Genomic DNA, 17,962 nt, shown 5'->3' with positions numbered 1-17,962 from the left:
GGGACGGCTGCGCGTGCGGCCCATAGCACCTTCGGGCACCTGCCCGAAGGTGCTATGGGCCGTTGCAAGGTGTCCCGATAGGCTCCCTGCATGACCTCTTCACGAACGCTCTTCTGCCTGCCCTGGCTTCTCGTGGCTGCCGTTCTGGCAGGCGGCTGCGCTTCGCATGCCGTGACCGACGACGCCATCGTCACGAACACCTCGCGGGCGCTGGGCCTACCGCCGCAGGCATTCACGATCTCGAACCGGGCCGACAGCGGCGTGCAGACGACCTTCCAGGCGCGCACCGACGGCGGGCGGGTCTATAGCTGCTACGTGGAGGGTTCGGTGTCGGTCGTGGGCCGGGTGGTCAGTGATGCCATCTGCCAGGAGATGCGCCAGAGCGACGCACCCGCGTCCGCGCGCCGTTCCGCCACGCGGCCGACGACCGCCCCTGCGCCGGCGTGCAATGCGCTGCTGCGCGCGGCCGGTCGTTGCAACTGAGGCTTCGCGACAGCCGGCGCGGCACCGATGCGCCGGCGTAGACAACAATGGCGCCCTACGAGGAGAGGGCGCGGGCCGGGCCCGCACCCGAGGATCACGGCACCATGAAACTCCTGCTTGTCGACGATCACCCGCTGTTCGGTGTCGGCTTTGCGCATGCGCTGACGCACGCTCGCCCCGACTTCGAAGTGCAGACCGCGCTTTCGCTGGCCGAGGGCGTGGCGCGGGCTTCGCAATGCGCGCCCGACATCGTGCTGATCGACTACCGCCTGGGCGGTGAAGACGGCCTCGAAGGCCTGCGCCTCTTCGGCGCCCGCCATCCCCTCGTGTCGCGCCTGATGATCTCGGGCGACGAAGAGCCAGCACTCGCCGCCCGCGCACGCGCTGCGGGAGCGGCCGGCTTCATCGGCAAGTCGCGCTCGGTGGCGCACATCGCGGCGGCGCTGGACGAGGTGGCCGCGGGCGGCGAGTCTTTCGACGTGCTGACCTCGCGCACCGGCCTGCCGGTCGCGAGCCTCACGCCGCGTCAGCTCGAAGTGCTGCTGCTGGTGGCGCAAGGCCGCCAGAACAAGCAGATCGCCGCCGAGTTGGCGATCGCGGAGCGCACGGTCAAGCTCCACATCACGGCGCTGCTCGACACGATGGACGCGCGCAACCGCACGCACCTGCTGGTCCAGGCGCGGCGCGCGGGGCTGTGGCTGGCCCAGGAATGAGATGAGCGCGTCGTCCCCGGTGCAGGCGCCTTCCAACGCCGACGTGGTGGCGGAGGAGGCCGTGGCGCCGGCCCCGCACGCACGCCTCCGCGCGTGGTCGGCCCTGTCGGACCTGCAGCTCGAGCAGCTGACGCAGATGATCCGCTCCACGCCGTGGTCGTGGATGCTGGCCGCGGTCGGCGGGTTGCTCTGCTACCTCGAATACGCAGCGGGCCCCGACAGCCCGCGGGTGCGGGCGTGGCTCGTCGTCTACGGCCTGGTCATCGCGGCGCGGATGGGCCTCTGGCTGGCCTGGGCGGTGCGGCCCGGGCTGCGCGCGAACCTGGCGGCGATGGTGTGGCCCGTCATGGCCAGCAACCAGTTGCTGGCCTTGCTCTGGGGCGTGCTCAGTGCGCTGCTGTGGCACGAAGGTCCGGCGCAGGCCGAGGCCATTCTTCACATCGCGATGGTGACGGTGTCTCTCGGTGGGGCGATCCGCCTCTCGACGATCGGGCGGGCGGCCATGGCCTATGTGGTGCTCATCCTCGGCCCACTGGTACTGCGCGACATCTGGTTCGGCGGCAGCTACCACCTGGCCATGGCGCTGATCGTGACGCTCATCGGCGTCTACACGCTGCTGAGTTCCCGCGAACTCTCGCGCGCGCTGCACGAGATCCAGGCGCAGCGCCGGCGCAATGCCGAACTGGTGACCGCACTGAGCGCCGAGAACGAACGCAGTCGCTCGGCCCGGCAGACCGCCGAAGAAGCCGTCGCCGCGCGCATGCGTTTCTTCGCCTCGGCCAACCACGACCTGCGCCAGCCGCTCAACGCGATGGCGCTGCTCGCGCAGACCCTGCACACGGTCAGCACGCAGCCGCAGGTGCAGGCGCTCTCCGAGCAGCTGGTGGCCTGCGCCGACGGCATGGCCGACGTGGTGGACGACCTGCTCGACATCACGCGCGCCGACGCCGGATCGATCAGCCCGCAGTGGTCGCTCTTCGCCATCGACGCGCTGCTGCGCGACTGCTGCCGGCCGCACCAGGCCGTGGCCACGGCCAAGGGGCTGACGTTCGAGCTGGCCATCGACCCCGCCACCGTCCGCAGCGACCGGGCCTTGCTCACGCGCGTCGTCACCAACCTGCTGGCGAACGCCATCCGCTACACGCACAAGGGCACGGTGCGGATCGGCGGCCGGGTCGACAACGGCCGGCTGCGGCTGGCCATCGAAGACACAGGCATCGGCATCGCGCCCGAGCACCTGCCGCACGTTTTCGACGAGTTCTATCAAATCGATAACCCCGCGCGCGACCGTCGCCTGGGCTACGGCCTGGGCCTTGCGACCGTGAAGCGATTGAGCGAACTGCTCGACCTGCGCGTGACCGTGCGCTCGCAGCCGGGGCTGGGCAGCGTGTTCGACGTGCAGGTGCCGTTGGCCGATGCGGCCGAGAGCGGCCGGGCGGACGATGTCGAACGGCTCGCCGCGTCATCGACCGCCGCATTGGCCGCGCGCGTGCTCGTGCTCGATGACGACCAGAGTTCGTTGCAGGCGCTGCACGGGCTGCTGGCCTCCTGGGGCGCGGAGGTCCGCGCCGCGAGCGACATGGCGAGCGCGCTGGCGTGCTTGCAGGCGGGCTTTCGGCCCGATGCGCTGGTGGTGGACCTGCGGCTCGGCCTGCAGGCGAGCGGCCTGCAGGCCATCGCGGACCTGCGCCTTGCGTTGAACGAAGCCGACCTGCCCGCGTTGATCGTGACCGGCGACGTCGGCGGCGATTCGCTGGCGGCGGCACGCGAGGCCGGCCTGCCGGTGCTCGTCAAGCCGGTGCGGCCCTCGCAGCTTCGCGCCTTCCTGGGCCATGCGCAGGCCTGGAGGCGGGAGCGCGTGGCCGACTGAACGCAGGATCAGCGCGCTTCGACCGCGTGCCCCGCAATCGCATCGATCACCGGCGCCCACGTCACCTTCGGCAGCGCGTGGCCCATGCCCTCGATGGTCACCATCCTCGCGCCGGGCACGTGGCGCGCCACATCCTTCCCGCACTCGATCGGCACCAGTGGATCGACATCGCCATGGATCACCAGCGTCGGCACCTTCAGCGACGCCAGCCGCTCCCTGCGGCTGCCCGAGGCGATGATCGCCGCGAGCTGGCGCGCGTAGCCGGCCGGGTGCAGGCCGCGTTCGAACGTGCGTTCCGCGCGCGCGGCATCGAGCGCCTCTTCGTCCGGATGCGAGCCGGCGCGCAGCACCTTCATCACCTGCTGCTGGCGCGCGATGTAGCCATCGCGGTCCAGCGGCGTGGGCGTGAGCAGCACCTGCAGCGCCTGCGGTTGGGGCGGCGGCAGGTCGGGGGCGCCGCTGGTGGCCATGATCGACACCAGCGTGCGCACGCGCGCCGGATGCCGCAGCGCGATCTCCTGGCCGATGGCGCCGCCCATCGAGGCGCCGACGATGTGGGCACGATCGATGCCCAGCGCATCGAGCAGGCCGACCGCATCGTCGGCCATGTGGGCCAGCGTGTACGGCACCTGGCTCGCGCTCACCGGCACGCCGGCCAGCGCCTGCCCGAGCAGCTTGGCCACGTCGGGAATACCCGCGGCGCTCAGGCGCGTGGACTGTCCGATGTCGCGGTTGTCGAAGCGGATGACGCGGTAGCCGCGACCGGCCAGGCGCTCGCAGAAGGCTTCGTCCCACGCAATCATCTGCGTGCCCAGGCCCATGATGAGCAGCAGCGGTGGCGCCGCCGGATCGCCGAAGCAGTCGTAGGCCAGCTCGATGCCGTTGGACGAAGCGAACGAAGGGGAAGAGGGGTCGCGTTGCATGGGGCGTGGCGGTGAAAAGGAAGGGGAGAGAAAGGAAGAGAAGCGAAAGGCAACCGTCGCGCGTTGCGCTTTGTGCCCTGCGGCCGGGACGGTGTTTCGTGGACGATCTTTCCGTGGGGCACCAGCGCGAGAAAGGTTCGTTCAGACCAACCGGGAGTGACTTCGGGACAATTTGGCGCTATCGGGAAACTCCGAGTCTGCGCGTGCAGAACGCTTCGATATCCTGCGACGACCTTGGAGTGCGAGGCCAGTGGCGGCCCGCCATCGAAAGCATGTGTTCTGAAGGGATTGAATCGTCGTGCATCGTTCGCCACCCGACTTCGCGTCACGCGTCTACGGACCCCAGCGCGTCGCAGCCATCGTCGCCACCCTGGTCGAAGAAGGCATCGCACCGGAACAAACCCTGAGTGGGAGTGGCCTGACGGAAGACCAGCTGCGCGCACCGGCGACGCGGATTTCCTACGAGCAGGCGGCCGTGGTCTTCCGCAACGCGGTGCGTCTCGCGCCCGGTCCCAGCATCGCCTTTCGCGCGGGCATCCGCATGCACCTCACGGCCTACGGCATGTACGGCTACGGGCTGCTGAGCAGCCCCACGCACGCCGACCTGATGGACTTCACCATCAAGTACAACCGCGTCATGGGCCCCGTGGCCGGGCCGGTGTCGTACACCTGCAGCGGCGGCACGGCGGTGCTGCCCTACGAGGTGCTGCTGTCGTCCGATCCGCAAGACCCGCTGTACCGCTTCGCGCTCGAGTTCGCCTTTGCGGTGCACCTGCGGCTGGGCCGCGATCTCTTCGGTCCGTCGTTCGGTCTTTCCGCACTGCATGTGCGCTTTGCCGAGCCCGACGACCTGAGCGCCTACCGCACGCTGTTCGGTTGCCCCGTGGCGTTCGGCCAGCCGCGCGACGAGCTGCATGTGGGCTCGCCGTGGGTGGGCCATCCTTCGCGGCTGCCCGACTCGGTCACGCATGCGATGGTGAGCGAGATGTGCCAGCAGGTGCTGGCCGACCTGCCGCGCTCGGGCGGTGTCTCGTCGGTGGTGCGGCGCACGCTGATCGACCACATGCCCTGGCGCTTTCCGACCATCGAGCCGATGGCCTCCGAGCTGTCGATCCATCCGCGCACCTTGCGCCGACGCCTCGAGACCGAAGGCACGACCTACCGCGGCATCCTGGCCGACGTGCGCCGCGTGCTGGCCATCGAGTACCTGCGCACCACGCGCATGACCACCGAGGAAATCGCCGAGCGGCTGGGCTACAGCGATGCCTCGAACTTCCGTCACGCCTTCGTGCGCTGGACCGGCCGCAGCCCGCAGGACTACCGCGCGGCGAAGGCCTGAGCCACGCCTGCGCGATGCCGCATCGGGCATCGTGAACCACCGCTGATTCGCACGCGCGCGCCTTCGTGCGGCGTTCGCGTGGCCGTCGATCCACACATCTGTTCGCAGTTGTGAGTCGCGCCTGCGCGGCGTTCGAACACGCGTCCCGAAATCACCGCGAAGTGGTCGCATCGCACCTTTCCTTGTCGACGTCGCCGCGAAAAGATGGCGCCCAGAGCAACGACAACAAAGTGCCCGATCCGAGCCTCGCTGAAGGCCCGGACGAGGCCGACAGGAGACAACACATGGATGCACCTCGCGCGTGCCGGCATGCCCGGCACGGACTGGACGTACGCGGCGGGTTCACACCATGCATGCGTGCCGCCGCACAGGCCGGGCGCCGCCGTTGCGCGGCGCCGTCAACCCTTTTCCCCGACCTCGATCCTCTCTCGAACGACCGCCCGACCGGGTAGCCGTGTGCATCGCGTCTGCACGTCGGGCTTTTTCTTCGCCTTCTCTTTTTCTCTTTTTCCTTTCCCTCCACTCCCGAGATGACCATGACCGAATCTTCTTCGATGGCCCCGCCGTCCCGCCGCCTGCTGATGCTCGAGTGGCGCGCCGTGGCGGAGCTGTCCGCGTTCTTCACCATGGCCCCGATGCTGCGCATGGCGCCCGCGGGCGACGGGCATCCCGTGCTCGTGCTGCCCGGCCTCTCGGCGAGCGACGCTTCGACGCAACCGCTGCGCGCCTTCCTGCGCGACCGCGGCTACCGCGCGCACGGATGGAAGCTGGGCCCCAACTTCGGCCCGCGCCCCGGCGTGGAAGACCAGATGCAGGAGCGCCTGGCCGAGCTGCACGAACGCTACCAGCGCAAGGTGAGCATCGTCGGCTGGAGCCTGGGCGGCGTGTTCGCACGCGAGCTGGCACGGCGCGCGCCTTCGCAGGTGCGCAGCGTCATCACGCTGGGCAGCCCGTTCGCGGGCGAGCCGCGCGCGAGCAACGCATGGCGGCTGTACGAGATGGTGAGCGAGCGCAAGGTCGAGGACTGGCCCGAGCGCGAACGCATGCGCACGCCGCCGCCCGTGCCGGCCAGCGCCATCTACAGCCGCAGCGACGGCATCGTGGCCTGGCAGGGCTGCCGTGAACGCGAGACCGCGACCTCGGAAAACATCGAGGTCGAGGGCAGCCACTGCGGCCTCGGCCACAACCCCGTGGTGCTCTACGCCATCGCCGACCGGCTCGCGCAGCCCGAGGGCCAGTGGAAGCCGTTCCGCCGCGAAGGCCTGCGCCGCCTGCTGTACCTCGACCCGCACCGCGACGTGCGCAAGGCCGCCTGACGCGCTTCGTCGGTCAGTCATTCACCCACCCGTTCACTTCCTGGAGACGCACATGAACAGCAAGCCCTGGCTGGCTTCCTACCCCGAAGGCGTGGCGTGGGACCACGCGATCACGCCCACCTCGGTCCAGCAGATCCTGGCCGACGCCGTGGCCGGCTTTCCCGACCGGCCGGCCATCGACTTCATGGGCAAGCGGCTGAACTACCGCGAGCTCGGCGCGCTGGTCGACCGCGCCGCCAAGGGCTTGCAGGCCCTGGGCGTGCGCCCCGGCGTGCACGTGGGCCTGTTCCTGCCCAACACGCCGCACTACCTGGTCGCGCTGTTCGGCGTGCTGCAGGCGGGCGGCACGGTGGTCAACTACTCGCCGCTCGATGCGGCGAAGGTGCTCGAGCACAAGATCGAGGACAGCCAGACCGACTTCCTCATCACGCTCGACCTGGCCGCGCTGTACCCGCAGATGGCCGCCATGCTCGGCAAGACGCGTCTGAAGAAGCTCATCGTCGGCAACCTCGCCGAGATGACGGGCGCGCCCGAGCAGGTGGCCGCGCAGATGAAGGCGAAGAACGAGACGGTCGAGATCTCCGGCGACGAGCACCACCTGCGCTTTTCCGAACTGCTCGACAACGACGGCCGCTACACGCCGCACCCCATCGGCGATCCGCGCGAGGCGCTGGCCATCCTGCAGTACACGGGCGGCACCACCGGCCTGCCCAAGGGCGCGATGCTCACGCACGCCAACCTGTCGTCGGCCTGCGAGCAGGTGGTGATCACGCAGTCGGGCACGCCGCCCGTGCTGCAGATGGGCACCGAGCGGCTGCTCGCGGTGCTGCCGCCGTTTCACATCTACGCGCTCACGGTCAACCTTTTGCTGGGCGTGCGCCTGGCGGCCGAGATCGTGCAGCACCTGCGCTTCGACCCCAAGGCCGCGCTGCGCGACATCGCCGAGAAGAAGCTCACCACGTTCTGCGGCGTGCCCACCATGTTCACCGCGGTGATCGGCGACCCCGACACGCCGCAGTACGACCTGCACTCGCTCAAGCTGTGCAACTCGGGCGGCGCGCCGCTGCCGATGGAGGTGGGCGAGCGCTTCCGCGCCATCACCGGCACCTGGCTGGCCGAAGGCTGGGGCATGACCGAAACATCGCCCACCGGCACCTTCTCGCCCGCGCACGGCCAGCGCAAGGCGGGCTCGTGCGGCATTCCGCATCCGGGCGTGGTCATCAAGATGCTCGACCTCGAAGACCCCATGCGCTACGTGCCGCTGGGCGAGAAGGGCGAGATGTGCATCCAGGGCCCCAACGTGATGAAGGGCTACTGGAACAAGCCCGAGGCCACGGCCGACAGCACCACCTTCGACGGCTTCTTTCGCACCGGCGACGTGGGCTACATGGACGAGGACGGCTTCGTCTTCATCGTCGACCGCTGCAAGGACATGCTGCTGTGCAGCGGCTACAACGTCTATCCGCGCGTGCTCGAAGAGGCCATCTACCAGCACCCGGCCGTGCATGAGGTGGCGGTGATCGGCGTGCCCGACGAATACCGCGGCCAGTCGCCCAAGGCCTTCGTCACGCTCAAGCCCGGCGCCGAGGCCTTCGACATCAAGGCCCTGCAAAGCTTTCTCAAGGAGCGCGTGGGCAAGCACGAGATGGTGCAGGCCCTGGAGATCCGCGCCGCGCTGCCCAAGACGGCGGTGGGCAAGCTCTCCAAGAAAGACCTCGTGGACGAAGAGCTGCGCAAGCAGGCCGTCGCCGCGGCCACCGCCTGAGCGCGCATTCCCCAATTCCCACCGATCCCACCGACGAAAGAGGCCACGCCATGGACCACCTGAGCAGCATGGACGCGTCGTTCCTGCACCTTGAAACCCCCGAGACGCCGATGCACGTCGGCAGTCTCATGCTCCTGGACCTGCCCGAGGGCTACCGGGGCGACTACTACGAAGACGTGAAGGGCATGCTGGGCAAGCGGCTGCACCTGGCGTCGGTGCTCACGCGCAAGCTCGCGCAGATGCCCTTCGAGCTGGCCGAGCCGGTGTGGATCGACGACGACGACATCGACCTGGACTACCACGTGCGCAGCCTCACGCTGCGCCGCCCCGGCACCATGGAGCAGCTGCATCACCTGGTCGCACGCCTGCATTCGAGCCTGCTCGACCGCAGCCGCCCGCTGTGGGAGATGTACGTCATCGAAGGCCTGGAGAACGGCCAGGTGGCCTTCTACACCAAGGCCCATCACAGCGGCGTCGACGGCAAGGCCGGCACCGAGCTGGCCAAGGTGCTCTACGACACCACGGCGCAGATGCGCGAGGTGCCGCCCGCGCGCCGCAAGCGCGGCAGCGGCAGCCACTACCAGCTCGGCGTGGCCGAACTGCTGCAGGCGGCGGTGTCCAACTCGGCGCGCCAGTACCGCAAGCTCGCCGAGCTGCTGCCGGCGGCCGCGCGCGCCCTCACGGCGGCCGGCAGCGTGCTGGCGAGCCAGCAGACCGGCAAGGGCGAGCGCCGCCTGAGCCTGGGCATGGCGCCCAAGAGCATGTTCAACGACGCCATCACCAACCAGCGCTCGTACAGCACGATGTCGCTGCCCTTCGACGAACTCAAGGCGCTGGGCAAGCGCGTGGGCGGCACCGTCAACACCATCGTGATGGCGATGTGCAGCGAGGCGCTGGCGCGCTTCCTGAAGGAGCGCAACCTGCTGCCGAAGGAAGCGCTGATCGCCGGCGTGCCCGTGAGCCTGCGCGCGGAGGGCGACGACTCGATGAACAACCAGGTGTCGATGGTGCGCGTCGACCTGGCGACCGACATCGGCGACGCGGCCGAGCGCTTCAAGGCGATCCATGCCTCGTCCGAGGCGGCCAAGGCCGTGGTGCGCGAGCTCAAGCCCGTGCTCGGCGTGGACATGCCGATCACCGGCTCGCCCTGGCTCATGACCAGCCTGGCCTCGCTCTACGGCCGCTCCAACCTGGCGCGCCGCGTGCCGCCCGCGGCCAACGTGCTCATCTCGAACGTGCCGGGGCCGGGCGCCACGCTCTACGTGGCGGGCGCGCGGATGATGCACTTCTACCCCGTGTCGATCCCGTACCACGGCAGCGCGCTCAACATCACGGTGCAGAGCTACGCGGGCTCGCTCGACTTCGGCCTCACGGCCTGCCGACGCATCCTGTCGCAGGAAGAGTCGTACGAGCTGATCGGCCACCTGCGCGCGGCGCTGCGGCAGATCGAGCGGCTGCCCAGCGTCGAGAGCGCGGCCAAGCCGGCGGTCGCGAAAGAGGCGCCGGCCGGAGCCGTGCCCGCCAAGGCCCCGCGCCGCGCGAAGGCGCCGGCCGCCGCCAAGCCGCGCGTGGCTGCTGCGGCTGCCGCGCCCGCCAGCAAGAAGCCCCGCGCGCCGCGCAAGCCGGCCGCTCCCCCCAAGGGCAAGCGCGCCGCTGCCGCTGCCTAGCCTTCCCGCCGATTCCTTCACCGACCGACCCCAAAGGAAAGCAAGACCATGACCCCCACTTCTGCGCAGGCCCCCGCCCGCGCGCCGTACAACGCGGCGGACGAGGCTTTGTTTTCGAAGGTCAGCTGGCACCTGCTGCCGCTGTTGATCCTCTGCTACATCGTCGCCTTCATCGACCGCATCAACATCGGCTTCGCGCAGCTGCAGATGAAGCAGACGCTGGCCTTCAGCAACGAGGCCTATGCGCTGGGCGCGGGCATCTTCTTCATCGGCTACTTTCTCTTCGAGGTGCCCAGCAACCTCATGCTCGAGAAGATCGGCGCGCGCAAGACGCTGCTGCGCATCATGTTCTGCTGGGGGCTCGTGGCCTCGGCCATGATGTTCGTGGAGACCACCACGCAGTTCTACGTGCTGCGCTTCCTGCTGGGCGCCTTCGAGGCGGGCTTCTTCCCGGGGATCATCCTGTACCTCACCTACTGGTACCCCTCGGCGCGGCGCTGCAAGGTGATCTCGATCTTCATGACGGCCACGGCCATCGGCTACCTGCTGGCCGGCCCGCTCTCGGGCTGGATCATGAAGTACATGAACGGCCTGGGCGGCCACCACGGCTGGCAGTGGCTGTTCGTGGTGCAGGGGCTGCCGGCCTCGGTGCTGGGCATCGTCGCGTTCTTCTACCTGAAGGACAAGCCCGAGCAGGCCAACTGGCTCACGCCTTCCGAGAAGGTCGCGCTGCGCCATCACCTGGACAACGAGCCGCATGCGGTGGAGACCGCCTCGCACGGTTCGTTCTGGGCGCTGCTGCGCGACCCCAAGGTGTTCACGATGGCCTTCGTGTACTTCCTGTTCCTGGGCGCCAACTACACGCTGGTGTTCCTGGTGCCCACGCTCATCAAGAACTGGGGCGTGGGCGACGTGTTCATGGTCGGCCTGCTGTCGGCCATCCCGGCGGTCTTCGGCGCCATCGGCATGGTGTTCGTCGGACGCAGCTCCGACAAGCACCTGGAGCGGCGCAAGCACTTCTTCTTCTGCGTGGCGCTGGCCTCGGCGGGCCTGCTGGTGGCCGTCTTCAGCGGCGGCAACCTGGTGCTGGCGCTGGCGGGTCTCGCGGTGATGAGCATCGGCCAGTCGGCCAACACGCCGATCTTCTTCGCGGCCATCAGCGAGTACCTGCCGCGCAAGTCGGCGGCCGGCGGCATCGCGCTGATCAGCAGCCTGGGCAACCTCGGGCCCGCCGTGATGCCGGTGATCACCGCGTGGATCACCACGGCCACCGGCAGTTCGGACAACAGCATGTTCCTGGCGATCGGGCTGTGGCTGCTGTCCGGCGTGGTGCTGCTGCGCGTGATGCGGCCCGCCGCCGCCGGGCGCACGCAGTTCGCGCCGGCCTGATTCCCTGTTACTCGTCATTTCATTCACACAAGGAGATTCGATCCATGGCAACCAGCAAGACCGCAGCCAACGCCAACCCGCTCTTTCCCACGGCGCTGCCGTCGATGGAAGACTTCAGCAAGCTGATCGAGCAGCTCAAGCTGCCCGGCGTGGACGTCGGCGCGCTCGTGGAGTGGCAGCGCAAGGACATGGAGGCGCTGGCCGAGGCCAACCGGCAGGCCTACGAAGGCATCCAGTCGCTGGCGCAGCGGCGCGGCGAGATCCTGCGCGACACGCTGGCCCAGTGGCAGGACGCGCTGAAGGACGCCACCGGCAAGGACGCGATCTCCAAACAGGCCGAGGCCGCGCAGCGCGGCGTGCAGCAGGCCGTCGACAATTTCCGCGAACTGGCGCAGCTGGAAGCGCAGGCGCGCAACAACAGCTGGAAGGTGGTGCAGGACCGCCTGAACGAGAACATGGCCAACCTGCAGCAGCTGCTGCAGCCGAAGAAATAGGGGCGCTCCCGCGGACGCAATGTCCGCGCAACGACTGCTGGTAGCCTTGCCGGATTGTTCAGGCGCGCCTCGCCCCGCGAGGTCGCGCGATCCGGATGAATCAGAAAGGACTCAGCGCGTGGTTGTGACAGGGAGAAGATGGGGCGCGTGCGCCGCGTTGACGGCGGCATTGCTGGTGGGCGCATGCTCCACCACGCCCAGCACGCCGGTGGCGGGCCCCGGCGAGTACGTCGTGCAGACGGGCGACACGCTCTACCGCATCGCGCAGCGGCACGGCCGGACGACGGCCGAGATCGCCCGCTGGAACCAGATCAAGGACCCCGACCAGCTCGAAGCCGGGCAGGTGCTGCGCGTGGTGCCGCCCGGCGGCGCCGCGACCGGGGCGGCCACGCCTCCGCCGCGCAGCAGCAGCGGTGGCGGCAGTGCCGAAAAAGCCAAGCCCGCGCCCGCACCCCGCGAGCGCGACCCCGTGGTGCCGCCCGCCTCGCGGCGCAGCGACTGGGGCTGGCCGACGCAAGGCGCGGTCATCGCCGGCTTCAACGGCAACAGCAACAAGGGCCTGGACATCGGCGGCAGCAGCGGCGAGCCCGTACATGCGATCGGTGCCGGCTCGGTGGCCGCGACCGAAACGATGCGCGGCTACGGCAGCGTGATCATGGTCGACCACGGCGGCTCCTACATGTCGATCTACACCAACGTGGGCACCGTGGGCGTGAAGCAGGGCCAGCGCGTGCAGCGCGGCCAGAAGATCGCCGAGATCGGCCCGGCGGAGGGCGGTCGCGCCAAGCTGCACTTCGAGATCCGCTACCGCGGCAAGGCCGTCGATCCGCGCCTGTACCTGCCGGCGAAGTAAGCGAACGGGGCCCTCAGCCCTGCGGCCGGGTGAGCAGGTCGAGCTCGGCCCGCAGGCGGCGCACCGCCACTTCATGGCGCCGCGTCTGCGGCCCGCGCCCATGCGTGCCGGCCTTCAGGATGAGCCGCAGCTGCTCGCGCTGCAGCTGCGCCTTCAGGCGCCGGGCGCGCTTGCCGAATTCCTTGCCCATGTCGCGGCGCACGCGGTAGCGCAGCAGCGGCGCGCCCAGGCGCACCCATTCGTCGTCGCGGATCAGCTCGCGCTCGGGCACGAAGTACGCGGCCAGCGCATGCAGGTAGGTGCCGTTCTCGCGCGCGGCGGCGCGCCAGACGAAGGCCGCGGCGATCACCACCGGAATGCCCTTGACGATCAGCAGCAGCGCGATGCCGACAAAACCGTCGTCGAAGCGGTCTTCGAGCAGCGGCGAGTTCCAGATGAAGTGCATGGCCCACGCCAGCGCGAAGTAGAAGAGGGCGCAGCCGATGCGCGCGGCCATCGAGCGCTGCGGGTTCAGCAGGAACCACGCCACGCCGAACGAGGCGATGGTCGTGTAGGCCGCGTGGCTCCACAGCCCGCTCAGCAGCCCGCGCATGAGCAGGTGGTAGAGCACCGGGTAAACCTGGTTCTCGAGCGGGAAGTTCACGGCGCTGTTCACCGTGTAGCTCAGGTTCTCGATCACCTGGAAGCCCAGCCCGGCCATGGCGCCGACGATCAGCACCGACAGGTAGGTTTCGAACTGGTTGCGCGCGATCAGCACCAGCAGGATCACGCCCGCGAGCTTCAGGAACTCCTCGGTGATCGGCCCCGCGATGGCCGGCCCCCACGCTGCCACGAACTCCGGCGACACCAGCTTGGCGCACAGGCTCTGGATGGCGATGTTGGCCGGTGCCGCGAAGTACACCGCGCCCAGCCCGCCCCACGCAAAGGCCAGCACGTAGGCCTCGGGCGGGTGCTGCTCCAGCAGGTCGAGCGTGCGGAAAAACAGCACGAAGGCCGCCGTGTAGCCGCCCCACACCAGCAGGCCCAGCAGCGCGGTGACGGGCACCACGCGAAAGCCCAGCGAGAACATCGACACCGTGTAGAACAGCCCGTTGAGGATCAGCGCCGCCAGCAGCCAGAACGCGGCGCGCTGCGGCTGGAAGAACGAGTCGGTGCCGATCGGCCAATCGGCGTCTTCCTGGGTCGCGATGGGCGCTTCGGTGGTCGTGCTCACAGCGGTGCCTCCAGGTCCATCGAGTCGAGCATCTTGCGGGCGTCGGCCAGCGCTTCGTTGAAGCCGTCGGTGGGGCCGTACACGTCGATCTGCACCAACGAGCGGCGCGGCGTGTCGACCACCTGCCAGAAGCGGCCGGCGAGCTTGGCGCCGTAGTAGGCAAAAGTCTTGCCCTGCAGGCCCCAGCCGGTGACGAAGTCGGACACGTCGCCTTCGACGGTCAGGCCCTGGCCGCGCTCCATGAGCCGCTGCTGGCGCACCATCGGGCCGTCGGGCCCGCCCATCCACAGGCGCGTGGTCACGAGGAACTTGTGGCCGCCCTTGAAGAGCATGAGCGACTGGCCGGCCTTGGAGCGCGACACGTCCATCTGCCAGCCCGGCGCGGGCTCGAAGCGCGCGTGGGCGACCGACACCGTCTCGCCCGCGGGCAGCGGCCGGCTGCCGGGCGTGTGGTTGTTCCAGAAGGTGAGGCCGCCGACGTACGCGGCAATGGCCAGGAGGATCGCGAGCGCGCCCGGCCAGGTGCGGTACGGGATGCGGCGGGACGGTTGAAGCATCCGTGGATCGTGCCACACCGAAGCGACGGCGCGGGGGCGCCGCCGCGGTTGTCAGGCGCTCAGAAGGCCATGCGAATACCAACGTCGTAGCCCAGCGCGCGGTGCGGCTGCATGCCGTTGGTGGTCGCGTAGGCCGGCTGCGGGAAGATGGCCGGCAGGCTCAGCACCAGCGGCGTCACGCCCATCACCGTCGGGTTGTTGCGGCCGTTGGCGATGTGGATGCGCGCCACCGAGGCATACAGCGCCGTGCGCTTGGAGAGGTTGTGCACGTAGCCCAGCGCCAGCTTGTTGACCGACGAATTGCCGTCGGGCAGGCCCAGCCCGTTGACGAAGCGCACGCGCGCATACGAGGCGCGCACCACGCCCGCGCCCAGCGGCACGTTCACGCCGGCCATGAGGCCGTCGTAGCGGTCGCTCAGATGCAGCGCGCCGTTGGCGAAGGGAGTGGCGCTGTGGCGCACGTCACGCACGCGCGACCATTCGCCGAACACCTTCACCACGCCGAAGTCGTAGGAGGCGCCCAGGTTCAGGCTCTTGATCTTCTCGCTCTGCGCGGCGGCGCTGGCCAGCGTGCTCTCGCCGTAGCCCAGCGCCACGTCGGCCGGGCCGCTGGCCCAGCCGATGCGACCGCCCACGTAGCGCCCGCGCTGCGAGGGGCTGTCGGGCGTGTTGTTGACCTTCGTGTTCTCGTGCAGCGCGTACTGCACCTGGCCGTAGAAGCCGCCCAGGTTCGGCGGCAGGAAGTAGCTGATGGCGTTGCTGGTGCGCAGGTAGCTGTCGGTGCCGGCCGAGAGCCCGCCGTTCAGCAGGCCGCCCGTGGCCAGCGCGCGCGAGGCCGCGATGTTGCTGTTGACCACCGCGATCAGGTTGGTGCCCACGCCGTTGACGCTGAAGGGGTCGAACACGGCGTCGTTCCAGAACGAGGCTGTGTAGTCGCGGCCCAGGCGCACTTCGCCGAAGGGCCCGCTGAGGCTGAGCGTGGAGCGGCGTCCGAAGTTGGTGATGCCGCTGCCCGTGTCGTTGCTCAGCGGCGCCTCCAGCCAGAAGCTCGCGGCCAGCCCGCCGCCCAGGTCCTCGGTGCCGCGAAAGCCGATGCGACTCGACGCATTGCCCGAGGGCGACAGCACGGTCTGGCTCTGGCGCAGCTCGGCCGGGCGCAGCGGGTTGTACGAACTGCTGGTGGTGCGGTAGTGGCTCACGCCCGCGTCCATCACGCCGAACAGCGTGAGCGAGGATTGGGCGAGGGCGCTGCCGGCAGCAAGGGTCGTGGCTGCGGCGGCGATGAGGGTCTTCTTCTTCATGGTCTTGTCTCCTGGTTGTTGTAGGTGTGTCGTCGTCGGGATTCGAAACGCGTGTCAGGGCGCCCAGCGCAGCAGCGCGAGCACCAGCGCGGCGATGAAGACGGTCTCGCCGACCATCAGCACCACCGGCTTGAGGCCCACGTCGACCAGCTCGCGCAGTTGCGTCTTCATGCCGATGCCGGCCATCGCCGCCACCAGGAACCAGCGCGACAGGTCGCTGCCCGCGGTGGCGAGGGGCGGTGGCAGCCAGCCCGTGCTGTTGAGCGCCACCAGCGCGGCGAAGGCCACCGCGAACCACGGCAGCAGCGGCGGGCGCTGGCCCCCCACGGCCTTGCCGGTGGCGCGCGTGAACATCACGGCGAACAGGATGACCGGCAGCAGCGCCGCCACGCGCATCAGCTTGACCAGCGTGGCCGTGTCGCCCGTGGCCTGCGACATGCCGTAGCCCGCGCCCACCACCTGCGCCACGTCGTGGATGGTGGCGCCCAGGAACACGCCGGCCGTGTGTTCGTCCATGCCGAGGGCGCGCGCGATCAGGGGGTAGGCGATCATCGTGAGCGTCGACAGCGCCGACACGCCCACCACCGTGAACAGCGTGACGCGTTCCTTCAGCGGATGCGGCGGCAGCGCCGCGGCCAGCGCCAGCGCGGCCGAGGCGCCGCAGATCGCGGTGGCACCGCCGCTGAGCAGGCCGAACAGCACGTTGAAGCCCATCAGCCGCGCCACCACCATCGACACCCCGATGGTCAGCACCAGCGACACCGCCACCAGCAGCACCGGGTGCCAGCCCAGCGCCACCACCTGCGCGGCCGTGATGCGCAGCCCGAGCAGCGCCACGCCCCAGCGCAGCACGTGGCGCGCGGTGAACTCGATGCCGGGCTTGCACGGGCCTTCGGCCGAAAGAAAGTTCATCGCCATGCCGAGGATGAGCGCGAACAGCATCACCGGCGCACCGTAGTGCTGCGACAGAAAGGTGGACGCGGCGGCGACCACCGCGCAGGCGAGCACGCCCGGAAAGAGCAGGCGGCCGCGCGCCGGCCATGCGGCGACAGACAAGGCGGTCATGAAAACCTCAGGGCACGAGCACGGTGGCGCCGGTGGTCTTGCGGCCTTCGAGCGCGCGGTGTGCCTCGGCGGCGTCGGCCAGTGCGAAGCTCTGCTGGGGCTCGCTCACGATGCGGCCGGCCAGCACGTGGCCGAAGAGTTCGTCGGCCATGCTCAGCATGTGCGGGCGTGGATGGATGTAGTGCACCATCGCCGGCCGCGTGAGCCAGATCGAGCCCTTCGCCGCCAGCAGCTTGGTGTCGAGGACCACGGCGCCCGACGACGTGCCATTGCTCACGAGCGTGCCGCGCGGCTGCAGGCAATCGAGTGAAGCCTCCAGCGTGTCTTTCCCCACCGAGTCGTACACGACGGGAACGCCCTTGCCCTCGGTGATCTCGCGCACGCGCTGGGCGATGTTCTCGCGCGAGGTCACGATGGTGTGCGTGCAGCCGTTGGCCTTGGCGACGGCAGCTTTCTCGTCGGTGCTGACGGTGCCGATCATCGTCACGCCCATCGCACGTGCCCACTGGCAGGCGATGAGGCCCACGCCACCGGCGGCTGCGTGGTACAGGATCGTCTCGCCACCCTTCAATGGATAGACCTGGCGGAACAGGTACTGCGCCGTCATGCCCTTCATCATCAACGTGGCGGCGGTGCGATCGGAGATGCCATCGGGCAGCGGAATGAGCACATCGGCGGGCATCACACGCACTTGCGAATACGCACCCTGCGGCCCGATGAGATAGCCCACACGATCACCCACGCGAATGTCGGTCACGCCGGGCCCCACGGCCTCGACTACGCCCACGGCATCGGAGCCCAGGCCATTGGGCAGTGCGAGCGGATAGCGCCCGGTGCGGAAGTAGATGTCGATGAAGTTGACGGCGATGAGGCTGTGGCGCACGCGCGCCTGGCCCGGGCCGGGTTCGCCGACCTCGACGTGTTCGAGCTTGAGCACGTCGGCGCTGCCGGTCTCGTGGAAGCGGATGGCTTGGACCATGGGAATTTCTTTCGGTAGGAAGGGAAGGCGGGCAG

16 protein-coding genes are annotated in these 17,962 nt (G+C 69.4%); 10 read left to right on the top strand and 6 right to left on the bottom strand.

The features are described from left to right. Positions 1–90: 90 nt before the first annotated feature. The 3 genes from FFI97_RS19160 to FFI97_RS19150 all read left to right on the top strand — a co-directional run bounded on the left by FFI97_RS19160 (position 91) and on the right by FFI97_RS19150 (position 3,066). Positions 91–483 carry a hypothetical protein gene (locus FFI97_RS19160; RefSeq protein WP_139702667.1) on the top strand — a complete coding sequence of 131 codons (393 nt, stop codon included), beginning with the start codon at positions 91–93 and terminating at the stop codon, positions 481–483. Positions 484–587: 104 nt separating this feature from the next. Next, on the top strand, positions 588–1,196 hold the full coding sequence (locus FFI97_RS19155) for a response regulator transcription factor (protein WP_139702668.1): 609 nt from the start codon (positions 588–590) through the stop codon (positions 1,194–1,196). A gap of 1 nt (position 1,197) precedes the next feature. Beyond that, positions 1,198–3,066, top strand: a complete 1,869-nt coding sequence (locus tag FFI97_RS19150; RefSeq protein ID WP_139702669.1) for a hybrid sensor histidine kinase/response regulator — start codon at positions 1,198–1,200, stop codon at positions 3,064–3,066. A gap of 8 nt (positions 3,067–3,074) precedes the next feature. On the opposite strand, the gene FFI97_RS19145 is transcribed toward FFI97_RS19150, so the two are convergent. Next, positions 3,075–3,989, bottom strand: coding sequence for an alpha/beta fold hydrolase (locus tag FFI97_RS19145; RefSeq protein WP_139702670.1), 915 nt, complete (start codon positions 3,987–3,989; stop codon positions 3,075–3,077). A gap of 298 nt (positions 3,990–4,287) precedes the next feature. Here FFI97_RS19145 and FFI97_RS19140 point away from each other — a divergent pair, with 298 nt between their 5' ends. The 7 genes from FFI97_RS19140 (at position 4,288) to FFI97_RS19110 (ending at position 12,812) form a co-directional block, all read left to right on the top strand. Next, complete coding sequence (locus tag FFI97_RS19140) at positions 4,288–5,328, top strand: AraC family transcriptional regulator (RefSeq protein WP_139702671.1); 1,041 nt, start codon at positions 4,288–4,290, stop codon at positions 5,326–5,328. Positions 5,329–5,864: 536 nt separating this feature from the next. Next, entirely contained in the window at positions 5,865–6,644 is a 780-nt protein-coding gene (locus tag FFI97_RS19135; protein ID WP_095948796.1) for an esterase/lipase family protein, read from the top strand. Positions 6,645–6,696: 52 nt separating this feature from the next. Continuing rightward, positions 6,697–8,409, top strand: coding sequence for a long-chain-fatty-acid--CoA ligase (locus FFI97_RS19130; RefSeq protein ID WP_139702672.1), 1,713 nt, complete (start codon positions 6,697–6,699; stop codon positions 8,407–8,409). A 50-nt stretch (positions 8,410–8,459) separates the two neighbouring features. Beyond that, positions 8,460–10,076, top strand: coding sequence for a wax ester/triacylglycerol synthase family O-acyltransferase (locus FFI97_RS19125; RefSeq protein ID WP_139702673.1), 1,617 nt, complete (start codon positions 8,460–8,462; stop codon positions 10,074–10,076). Positions 10,077–10,124: 48 nt separating this feature from the next. After that, positions 10,125–11,465: an MFS transporter gene (locus FFI97_RS19120; RefSeq protein WP_139702674.1), complete on the top strand. Its 1,341-nt coding sequence runs from the start codon at positions 10,125–10,127 to the stop codon at positions 11,463–11,465. A gap of 44 nt (positions 11,466–11,509) precedes the next feature. Continuing rightward, positions 11,510–11,959 (top strand): TIGR01841 family phasin, encoded by a 450-nt coding sequence (gene phaP, locus FFI97_RS19115; RefSeq protein ID WP_139702675.1) that lies wholly within the window; start codon positions 11,510–11,512, stop codon positions 11,957–11,959. Positions 11,960–12,134: 175 nt separating this feature from the next. After that, positions 12,135–12,812: a peptidoglycan DD-metalloendopeptidase family protein gene (locus FFI97_RS19110; protein ID WP_235926374.1), complete on the top strand. Its 678-nt coding sequence runs from the start codon at positions 12,135–12,137 to the stop codon at positions 12,810–12,812. 13 nt (positions 12,813–12,825) lie between these two features. On the opposite strand, the gene FFI97_RS19105 is transcribed toward FFI97_RS19110, so the two are convergent. Genes FFI97_RS19105 through FFI97_RS19085 form a run of 5 tightly spaced genes read right to left on the bottom strand, consistent with a single transcriptional unit; the run spans position 12,826 to position 17,927 of the window. Next, a complete protein-coding gene (locus FFI97_RS19105) occupies positions 12,826–14,025 on the bottom strand; it encodes a PrsW family intramembrane metalloprotease (RefSeq protein WP_260685052.1) in 1,200 nt (399 codons plus the stop codon). After that, a complete protein-coding gene (locus FFI97_RS19100; RefSeq protein WP_095746625.1) occupies positions 14,022–14,582 on the bottom strand; it encodes a hypothetical protein in 561 nt (186 codons plus the stop codon). Before FFI97_RS19100 ends, FFI97_RS19105 begins: the two co-directional genes overlap by 4 nt. A gap of 59 nt (positions 14,583–14,641) precedes the next feature. Next, on the bottom strand, positions 14,642–15,883 hold the full coding sequence (locus FFI97_RS19095) for a porin (protein ID WP_139702677.1): 1,242 nt from the start codon (positions 15,881–15,883) through the stop codon (positions 14,642–14,644). Between the two features lie 54 nt (positions 15,884–15,937). Then, a complete protein-coding gene (locus tag FFI97_RS19090; RefSeq protein WP_139702678.1) occupies positions 15,938–16,948 on the bottom strand; it encodes a YeiH family protein in 1,011 nt (336 codons plus the stop codon). 7 nt (positions 16,949–16,955) lie between these two features. After that, positions 16,956–17,927: a quinone oxidoreductase family protein gene (locus FFI97_RS19085; RefSeq protein WP_139702679.1), complete on the bottom strand. Its 972-nt coding sequence runs from the start codon at positions 17,925–17,927 to the stop codon at positions 16,956–16,958. Between the last annotated feature and the right edge of the window lie 35 nt (positions 17,928–17,962).

The sequence above is a fragment of the Variovorax sp. KBS0712 genome (assembly GCF_006323185.2).
Lineage (GTDB): Bacteria > Pseudomonadota > Gammaproteobacteria > Burkholderiales > Burkholderiaceae_C > Variovorax > Variovorax boronicumulans.
The sequence above is the reverse complement of the archived record's forward strand: the minus strand, read 5'-3'. Positions and strand labels throughout refer to the sequence as shown.

Coding starts and splice junctions, on each gene's coding strand:
- phaP (WP_139702675.1), top strand. CDS start 11,510: ATGGCAACCAGCAAGACCGCAGCCAACGCCAACCCGCTCTTTCCCACG.
- FFI97_RS19120 (WP_139702674.1), top strand. CDS start 10,125: ATGACCCCCACTTCTGCGCAGGCCCCCGCCCGCGCGCCGTACAACGCG.
- FFI97_RS19160 (WP_139702667.1), top strand. CDS start 91: ATGACCTCTTCACGAACGCTCTTCTGCCTGCCCTGGCTTCTCGTGGCT.
- FFI97_RS19095 (WP_139702677.1), bottom strand. CDS start 15,883: ATGAAGAAGAAGACCCTCATCGCCGCCGCAGCCACGACCCTTGCTGCC.
- FFI97_RS19100 (WP_095746625.1), bottom strand. CDS start 14,582: ATGCTTCAACCGTCCCGCCGCATCCCGTACCGCACCTGGCCGGGCGCG.
- FFI97_RS19085 (WP_139702679.1), bottom strand. CDS start 17,927: ATGGTCCAAGCCATCCGCTTCCACGAGACCGGCAGCGCCGACGTGCTC.
- FFI97_RS19130 (WP_139702672.1), top strand. CDS start 6,697: ATGAACAGCAAGCCCTGGCTGGCTTCCTACCCCGAAGGCGTGGCGTGG.
- FFI97_RS19135 (WP_095948796.1), top strand. CDS start 5,865: ATGACCGAATCTTCTTCGATGGCCCCGCCGTCCCGCCGCCTGCTGATG.
- FFI97_RS19150 (WP_139702669.1), top strand. CDS start 1,198: ATGAGCGCGTCGTCCCCGGTGCAGGCGCCTTCCAACGCCGACGTGGTG.
- FFI97_RS19155 (WP_139702668.1), top strand. CDS start 588: ATGAAACTCCTGCTTGTCGACGATCACCCGCTGTTCGGTGTCGGCTTT.
- FFI97_RS19145 (WP_139702670.1), bottom strand. CDS start 3,989: ATGCAACGCGACCCCTCTTCCCCTTCGTTCGCTTCGTCCAACGGCATC.
- FFI97_RS19125 (WP_139702673.1), top strand. CDS start 8,460: ATGGACCACCTGAGCAGCATGGACGCGTCGTTCCTGCACCTTGAAACC.
- FFI97_RS19090 (WP_139702678.1), bottom strand. CDS start 16,948: ATGACCGCCTTGTCTGTCGCCGCATGGCCGGCGCGCGGCCGCCTGCTC.